The sequence below is a fragment of the Aeromonas sp. QDB68 genome, from assembly GCF_027707405.1.
Lineage (GTDB): Bacteria > Pseudomonadota > Gammaproteobacteria > Enterobacterales > Aeromonadaceae > Aeromonas > Aeromonas caviae.
Map to the genome: position 1 here is coordinate 1 of NZ_JAPCIQ010000126.1, position 8,030 is coordinate 8,030.

6 protein-coding genes are annotated in these 8,030 nt (G+C 57.7%); 4 read left to right on the forward strand and 2 right to left on the reverse strand.

The annotated features are described in order from the left end of the window. Positions 1 to 227 precede the first annotated feature (227 nt). Entirely contained in the window at positions 228 to 2,222 is a 1,995-nt protein-coding gene (locus tag PG892_RS20400) for a methyl-accepting chemotaxis protein (RefSeq protein WP_257707634.1), read from the forward strand. Positions 2,223 to 2,284: 62 nt separating this feature from the next. On the opposite strand, the gene PG892_RS20405 is transcribed toward PG892_RS20400, so the two are convergent. Both PG892_RS20405 and PG892_RS20410 read right to left on the reverse strand, forming a co-directional pair. Beyond that, positions 2,285 to 2,698, reverse strand: a complete 414-nt coding sequence (locus PG892_RS20405) for a hypothetical protein (protein ID WP_010675902.1) — start codon at positions 2,696 to 2,698, stop codon at positions 2,285 to 2,287. A 130-nt stretch (positions 2,699 to 2,828) separates the two neighbouring features. Then, positions 2,829 to 3,830, reverse strand: a complete 1,002-nt coding sequence (locus tag PG892_RS20410) for a sensor domain-containing diguanylate cyclase (protein WP_257707633.1) — start codon at positions 3,828 to 3,830, stop codon at positions 2,829 to 2,831. A gap of 386 nt (positions 3,831 to 4,216) precedes the next feature. Between PG892_RS20410 and glnK the strand changes: the two genes are divergently transcribed. The 3 genes from glnK (at position 4,217) to drt2 (ending at position 7,907) form a co-directional block, all read left to right on the forward strand. Next, a complete protein-coding gene (gene glnK / locus PG892_RS20415; RefSeq protein ID WP_010675904.1) occupies positions 4,217 to 4,555 on the forward strand; it encodes a P-II family nitrogen regulator in 339 nt (112 codons plus the stop codon). A 25-nt stretch (positions 4,556 to 4,580) separates the two neighbouring features. Then, positions 4,581 to 5,822 carry an ammonium transporter gene (locus tag PG892_RS20420; protein ID WP_221366081.1) on the forward strand — a complete coding sequence of 414 codons (1,242 nt, stop codon included), beginning with the start codon at positions 4,581 to 4,583 and terminating at the stop codon, positions 5,820 to 5,822. Positions 5,823 to 6,623: 801 nt separating this feature from the next. Further along, the gene (gene drt2 / locus PG892_RS20425; RefSeq protein WP_270825785.1) at positions 6,624 to 7,907 is read left to right on the forward strand and encodes an antiviral reverse transcriptase Drt2; all 1,284 of its coding nucleotides are present in this window, start codon (positions 6,624 to 6,626) and stop codon (positions 7,905 to 7,907) included. Positions 7,908 to 8,030: the final 123 nt, after the last annotated feature.

Here is an 8,030-nt window from a genome sequence, read left to right on the forward strand (position 1 = left end):
ATCCATGATGGAGGCCCTCAGGGTGATGACCTACTTCAAGGTTAGCCTTTCAACATGTAATTGGGACAGCGCCTTTTTTGTCTCCCCCCCCAGTTTTTCACCTTTTCCTGCCTGGCCGCATCATGTTATGTGAGCGATAACAAACGTTTCACTTTCGAAATAAATCATAATGGCCCCTCACACAACAGATGCGGGCACGATCCCGGGCACAGTGGACAGGAGTCGTTATGGGATGGAATCTGGGCACAATCAAGGGGCGCTATACCGCCGTTTTTCTGGGCTTCATGGCGCTGGTGTGCGCCCTGACGGTGATCGGCATCCAGATCTGGATCACTCCCGCCCTGCAAAAAGCGGGGGAGGAGAACGTGGCGCTGCGAGTCGGCGAGATAGCGACCGACATCCGTGACCAGCTCAACGGGGTACAGACCCAGTCGCGCAGCATTACCCAGCTGGTGGCACAACTGCCGAGCGAGCAGATAGACGCCCAGCTCCCGGCCCTCATCGACCAGTACGGCAACGGCATGGTCTTCGGTGGCGGCATCTGGCCCCTGCCGGACAAGCGGGAGGCGGGACGCGCCAAGTTCAGTACCTTCTTCCACAGGGATGCCTCCAACGCCCTCATTCCCAACACCTACTGGAACTCGGCAGAGGCGCCCAACTATTTCGATCAGCCCTGGCACAAGGCCGGCCAGCAGGCGCCCCGTGGCGTCTGTGCCTGGGCCGCCGCCTACAAGGATGGCGCGAGCCAGCAGCCGAGAACCAACTGCGCCATGGGGATCTACCAGGATGGCGCCCTCTACGGGGTGTCGACCATAGACGTCACCCTGGGCTTCTTCAACGACCTGGTGGCCAAGAAAGAGCAGGAGATCGGCGGTCAGGTGATGATCATCGAGGCTGACGGCAAGATCCTGAGCCGCAACGCCCGTCTGACCGGGGATGTGGTGCTCGGCAACCTCTCCGCCCACGCCGACTATCCCTTCGCCCTCGCCATCAGCAGCTTGCTGGGCCAGGATGCGAGCAAGGGGCAGCTGCGCACCACCTTCCAGGATCAGGGTGAGGAACAGACCCTGCTGATGGAGGCCATCGAAGGGACCCCCTGGCTGCTGGCCACCGCCCTGCCGACCCGCACCCTGACCCAGGACAGCCGGGATGTGCTCGCCACCCTGGCGAGCATCCAGCTCCCCCTGGCGGGGCTGCTGTTCGTGCTCATGGTGCTGGCCATCAGCCAGCTTGGCAGCCGCCTGCAGACCCTCAAGCTCAACATCGACGCCCTCAGCGCCGGCGACGCCGATCTGACCGCCCGCATCCAGGTCAAGGGGCATGACGAGCTGGACAACATCGCCCTGTCGGTCAACCGCTTCATCGCCTTCCTGCAACAGATGATGGTGCAGGTGACCGCCGCCACCGACCTCATCACCCGCGAGCTGGCCCAGCTCGATCAGCAGACCGGGCAGGCCAGGCGGATCCTGGGAGAACATGCCAGCGAAACCGATCAGGTCGTCACCGCCCTCAACGAACTCAGCTCCACCGCCGACAGCGTTGCCCGCCACGCCAACGACTCCGCCAGCTTCACCGAGGCCGCCAACGGTCAGGCGGCCAGCTCCCGCAAGGTGGTGGGATCGGCCTCCGCCAGCGTGGTGGCCCTCATCGACGAGGTGGATCTCGCCGCCGCCAAGGTGCTGGAGATGCAGGAAGATGCCCAGCAGATCGGCAGCGTGCTCGGGGTGATCGGCGGCATCGCCGCCCAGACCAACCTGCTGGCGCTCAACGCCGCCATCGAGGCGGCCCGGGCCGGTGAACAGGGCCGGGGCTTCGCGGTGGTGGCCGACGAGGTGCGTGCCCTCGCGGCACGCACCCAGAACAGCACCGCCGAAGTGGGCAGCATGTTGTCACGGCTCACCCAGGGGGTCGCCGAGGCCGTGGTCGCCATGGAGCAGACCAAGCGCAGTTGCCAGGCGGCGGCCGACACCACGGGGCAGGTCACCGGCGGCCTCGACACCATGGCCGACGCCGTGGTGCAGATCCACGATCTCAGCAGCCAGATCGCCACCGCTGCCGAGGAGCAGAGCCGGGTGACCGAGGAGATCAACCGCAACATGGTGAGCATTCGCGACATGCTGAACCTCCTGGTGGAGAACGGCGGCAACACGGAGCAGAGCGCCGCCACCCTGCTGGGGTCCAACCGCCAGTTGCTGGCCCTGGTGCACCGCTTCAAGGTGTGAGCCTGAATACCAGGCAGCAAAAAGGGGCCCGCGGGCCCCTTTTTCATTCACTTTGCCAGGACTCAGGCCTTGTTGGCCAGGTTCAGGGTCTTCACGGTCTCGCCTTCGAACTTGATGACCACGTTCTTCTGGGCCACTTCGGAGTCTTTCAGCAGGGACTTGGTGGTCTCGGCCAGCAGCGGGGAGGCCTTGTTCAGAGCGTCCAGGTCATAGGTCCACACTTCCAGACCGGCGTCGGTCTTGGTGCTGGCCGGGGCACCCAGCTTGTCCTTGATGGCCTGCTTGTTGGAGCCGCCTTCCTTGATGTCCAGGGCCTTCTTGATCGCTTCGTTGGAAGCGGTGTCCATGGCGTTGCCAGCCATCTCTTTGGCGGTGCTGGTGACGCTGCTGGTCACGGTGTCGGTCAGGGAATCCATCAGGCCGGCGTGGGCAACCAGAGGCAGGGCGGTCAGGGCAATCAGCAAGGACTTTTTCATGAAGATACATCTCGCAAGAATGAAAAGAGCGCGCATGAAACCAGCGGGATGAATTGGAGTCAAGAAAATCCCTTGGTCAAGCCGTATTCGGGGGGGAAAAGCCCCGTAGCGGCTCCGACCAGTGCCCTTGTCAGCCGCTGAGCTGGTCCTTGCCCGCCAGCTTGGCCCGGTAGAGCGCCCTGTCGACCCGTGCCATCAGGTGGGACACCTGCTCGTCGGGGTCGGACTCCACCAGCCCGAAACTCAAGGTCACGGGCTCGATCCCCTTGACCCTGGCATGGCTCAGGCGCTGCCTCAGCTTTTCGGCCACCACCCGGGCGTCGGGCAACCGGGTATTGGGAAGCACCAGCATGAACTCGTCACCCCCCCAGCGGGCCAGCAGATCGATCTCGCGGATGCAGCACCGGGTCAGCTGCACGATATCGATCAGGGTCTGGTCCCCCACCCCGTGGCCATGGCGATCGTTGATCTGCTTGAAGTCGTCCACGTCCATGGCGATCACGGCAAAGGGCTCCTTGAAGCGCTTGGCGCGCTCATGCTCCAGCCGCACCGCCTGCTCCAGCCGATAGCGGCTGGCCGCGCCGGTCAGGGAGTCCGTCTCCGCCAGGCGGCGGTTCTCCTCCACCTGGAACTGCAATGCCTGGTTGAGCCGCTCCAGTTCGGCGGTACGCTGCGCCACCTGCTGCTCCAGGGTGCGGTTTTGCAGCTCCAGCCTGGCGTAGAGTTCCCGCTGGGCGTGGATGTTGCGGTGTGCCCCCACCATCCTGGCGACACTGCCGTCCGGGTTGCGTGCGACGATGCGGCCACAATCCGCCACCCAGAGGTAGTCACCGTTACGGCAACGGCAGCGGTATTCGGCCCGGTAGTCCGCCGCCCGCCCACTCAGGCAGGCATCGAAGCTCTCCATGACCTGCGCCAGATCGTCCGGGTGGATCAGGTTCTCCCAGGTAAAGACGGTGTTGTCGAGGGAGTGGGGCTCATACCCCAGCATCTGATACCAGCCGGGATAGCGATGGACATAGCCGGTGTTGGCATTCCAGTCCCAGAGACCGTCGCTCACGACCTCCAGCATGCCGCTCATCACGGCCTCGTCGAGGGCCGGTAGCCTTGTCATCTCATTGTCATGCAGCATGAAAACCTTCCTTGTTCTGCTACTCGGCACCACGGTTCCGCTTGTTGACCTGGCGGGAAAACCGGGCCTGCCGGTCGAGCCTTCAAGGGGGCGACTGGCCTCGACACCCCGTCATGACGGGTTATCGGCCAGGTTGCCCTCTTGTTGAACAACAGTAGCAGCCCGCACACTTTCGAGTCTTGCGCGCCGTCACGCTCCCTTCCGTTCTTCTGCCGGCCAGATTGCACCACGGCGGTGCACACCTTTGGCGCAGCCCTGCCCATATTGGGCAAGCCTCGCTGACCAGGGCTGCGATTAATAAGTAACTATATGAATAAAAAGAAAAATACTTTTCTGGCGCAATATTTGCCTTTATCTGGGTGAACCACAAGGATTGGGGATATTGCATGAAATTAATCACCGCCATCATCAAGCCGTTCAAACTCGACGACGTGCGCGAAGCCATCGCCAACCTCGGCGTCGAGGGGCTGACGGTTTCCGAGGTCAAGGGGTTTGGCCGCCAGAAGGGGCACACCGAGCTGTACCGGGGTGCCGAATACCAGGTGGATTTCCTGCCCAAGGTAAAGCTGGAGATCGCCACCCTGGCCGACAACGTCGAGCAGATCATCGAAGCCATCAGCAAGGCCGCCCACACCGGCAAGATAGGTGACGGCAAGATCTTCGTTTATGACCTGCAGGCCGCCGTGCGCATCCGCACCGGCGAGACCGACGCAGACGCCCTTTGATACGACTGGAACTGAGGAATACGACATGGAAGAGTTGATCACATCCGTCAGCGAGCTGCGCTATGCACTCGACACCTTCTACCTGCTGATCTCCGGCGTGCTCGTCATGTGGATGGCCGCCGGGTTCGCCATGCTCGAAGCCGGCCTGGTCCGCGCCAAGAACACCACCGAGATCCTGACCAAGAACATCCTGCTCTATGCCATCGCCTGCATCATGTTCCTGCTGGTCGGCTACAACATCATGTACGTGGACAACAGCGCCGGCGGCTGGCTGCCGAGCTTTGGCAGCCTGATGGGCAGCCAGGCGGACGACGCGGGCCACTCCCTGCACGCCGACTTCTTCTTCCAGGTGGTGTTCGTCGCCACCGCCACCTCCATCATCTCAGGTGCGGTGGCCGAGCGGATGAAGCTCTGGTCCTTCCTGCTGTTCTGCGTGGTGATGACCGGCTTCATCTACCCCGTGGAAGGCTACTGGAGCTGGGGCGGCGGCTTCCTGAAAGAGGCGGGCTTCTCCGACTTCGCAGGCTCCGGCATCGTCCACATGGCGGGCGCTGCCGCTGCCCTGGCCGCCGTGCTGCTGCTCGGCCCCCGTCGCGGCAAATATGGCAAGCAAGGGGAGATCTACCCCATCCCCGGCTCCAACCTGCCGCTCGCGACCCTGGGCACCCTGATCCTCTGGATGGGCTGGTTCGGCTTCAACGGTGGCTCCCAACTGGCGCTCTCCAGCGCCGCTGACGCCACCGCCATCGGCACCGTGTTCGTCAACACCAACGCCGCCGCGGCCGCCGGTGTGGTCGGCGCCCTGCTGGTCAGCAAGCTCACCTGGGGCAAGGCGGATCTCACCATGATCCTCAACGGCGCCCTCGGCGGTCTGGTCGCCATCACCGCCGACCCGGCCTCCCCCAGCCCGCTGTTCGCCAGCCTGATCGGCGCCCTGGCCGGTGCCCTGGTGGTCTACGCCATCGTCGCCTTCGATCGCCTGAAGATCGATGATCCGGTCGGTGCCATCTCGGTACACGGCGTCTGCGGCCTGTTCGGCCTGATGGTGGTGCCCTTCTCCAACACGAGCGCCACCTTCGGTGCCCAGTTGCTGGGTGCTGCCACCATCTTCGGCTGGGTCTTTGCCGTCTCCCTCGTGGTCTGGAGTCTGCTCAAGGCCACCATGGGCCTGCGGGTCAGCGAAGAGGAAGAGATGATGGGTGTGGATGTCCACGAGTGCGGCATCGATGCCTACCCCGAGTTCGTCAGCGTCAAATCCAGCATCTGACACGGCCATCGGATGCGGGGCCCGGGGGACACCCCGGGCCCCGTTTTTTTGGCGGCTCGGCGCCCCTGAAGGCAGGAGGACGGTTCGAGTGATGCCACTCTGCCATGCAACCGGTGAACCCTCTGCTTTGCCCCTCCCCTTTTCAAGGGGAGGGGCGGGGTTTACCGTGGCGGCTTACGGATGGGGCCATAACCCCCTCCCCGCCTCCCCCTTGGCAGGGGGAGGAGCAATCAAGCGGCCCCTGTCTGGACAGGTCAAATAATCGAGGTGGCAGCCACGTAGGTTCGATTAGCGAAGCGTAATCGGACAGCGGTAACGGCATTGCTCCCTTCTCCCGTTTATTAAAAAAGGAGGAGAAGGGCTGGAGATAAGGGGCAGGAAAAAGAGAGTTCGCGGTAAACGTTGGGCTTCGCTACGCTCAGCTATGACAAAGCAATCGGTAGGTTTGTATTGATCCAAGCAAGACAAACCTACAAAATTTTAAAAATAAAAAAATATTAGAGGTAAAGTGCAAAGCTCAATATATATAGCCAATATTTTATTGTGTTTGCTCCCACCACACTTTATTATGACTTCGCTTACTTATTTAGGAAGTAAGGTGTATCACAAGCTGTCAAGTAGAACGCGCACCAGTACACTGGCTAGCAGACGACTTGCATGGCCGCAGATGGCTAGTAGACTCACGTCGAACACTCCTGCGATGATGGTATCATATATCATATCTGACATTCGTGGCCGACATCATATCGGTGTTGTGAATGCGTATTTAAGTACGTTTGTTAAGCCCGGATTGGGAATCGGATGGCCACAGTCCTTTACCTTTCCGGGTTTTGCAATTTAAGGCTCAATATGATGAACTCAGAAAATCAATGGTTTCGGAGTCGTGGTTACTTACATTTTGATTCTCCAGTAAAATTACGAAAAGCCTGTCAAATTGTAAAATCTCCTCTCAATGTTGCCCACCATGCTTTCCTCCCGCTAATAAGTTACGATATACACAGCTTTAAAATATCAATAGACAAAGATGGTAATATTCAAAAGAAAATCAAAGAAAGGCCAATTTCATATGCATCACACATCGACTCTCACATTTACTCTTACTATGCAGAGTTATTGTCTAATGTATATGAGAAGGCTCTCCACAAATTGCAATTAAAAGACTCCGTACTTGCTTTCAGATCTCTTGGAAAAAGTAATATTGATTTTGCTAACACGGCCTTTGAAAAAATAAAGGCTCATGGTGATTGCACTGCAATCGCGATGGATATCTCTGGTTTCTTTGATAATTTAGATCATGTAATACTCAAATCAATGTGGTGCAAATTACTCCAAGAAAACTCATTACCAGATGACCATTTCAATATATACTGTTCTCTAACCAAATCGTCTACAGTCAATAGAGACCTATTGTATGCAGCGCTTAAAATATCGAGAAACAATCCAAAATCAACAGGGGCAAGGCTTTGCGATATAAAAACCTTCAGAGATAAAATACGAGGCCTAGGGCTAATAAAAACCAACTCGACTGGAAGAGGTATACCACAAGGAACATCTATAAGCGCTCTTCTGTCTAATATATACATGCTAGATTTCGACAAGAAAATAAAAGACATGGTGGTATCTATTTCAGGAGAATACTATCGTTACTGTGACGATATGCTTTTTATCATCGATAGTGATAAAACCAGCGAGTTAATATCTATAGTGACACAAAGCATCTCCGAGCTAAAGATAGAAATAAATGATAAGAAAACAGAGGTTAGAAACTTCCACGTATATAGCGGAGTTCAAAAATGCGACAAGCCGCTACAATATTTAGGGTTCATTTTTGATGGCGAAAGAAAACTAATTAGATCAGCAGCCCTAGCTAGGTTTTCAGGCAGAATGAAAGCTGGGGTTAGGTTAGCTAAAAAGACGCATCAAAAAGCTAACCTTATCGAAGAGAAAAATGGTGTAGCCAAAACACCACTATTTAAGAAGAAAATTTATGAGCGTTACTCGCATTTAAGCAAGCGAAACTTCATTACATATGGCCATAAAGCGGCAAATATAATGGGTTCTAATGCGATCAAAAAGCAATCCTGATTACCCATGATTAGCAGTCACCACGAGCTATACTGATCTTACGTACAGCTGACTCTTATACACAAGTAGCGCCCTGAACGGAACCATTCCCGTTTTCCAGGATCTGATCTTCCATGTGACCTC

What these genes read in the sequence shown, in the direction of transcription:
- PG892_RS20400 (WP_257707634.1), top strand. Translation starts at nt 228, where the DNA reads ATGGGATGGAATCTGGGCACAATCAAGGGGCGCTATACCGCCGTTTTT.
- PG892_RS20405 (WP_010675902.1), bottom strand. Translation starts at nt 2,698, where the DNA reads ATGAAAAAGTCCTTGCTGATTGCCCTGACCGCCCTGCCTCTGGTTGCC.
- PG892_RS20410 (WP_257707633.1), bottom strand. Translation starts at nt 3,830, where the DNA reads ATGCTGCATGACAATGAGATGACAAGGCTACCGGCCCTCGACGAGGCC.
- glnK (WP_010675904.1), top strand. Translation starts at nt 4,217, where the DNA reads ATGAAATTAATCACCGCCATCATCAAGCCGTTCAAACTCGACGACGTG.
- PG892_RS20420 (WP_221366081.1), top strand. Translation starts at nt 4,581, where the DNA reads ATGGAAGAGTTGATCACATCCGTCAGCGAGCTGCGCTATGCACTCGAC.
- drt2 (WP_270825785.1), top strand. Translation starts at nt 6,624, where the DNA reads ATGGCCACAGTCCTTTACCTTTCCGGGTTTTGCAATTTAAGGCTCAAT.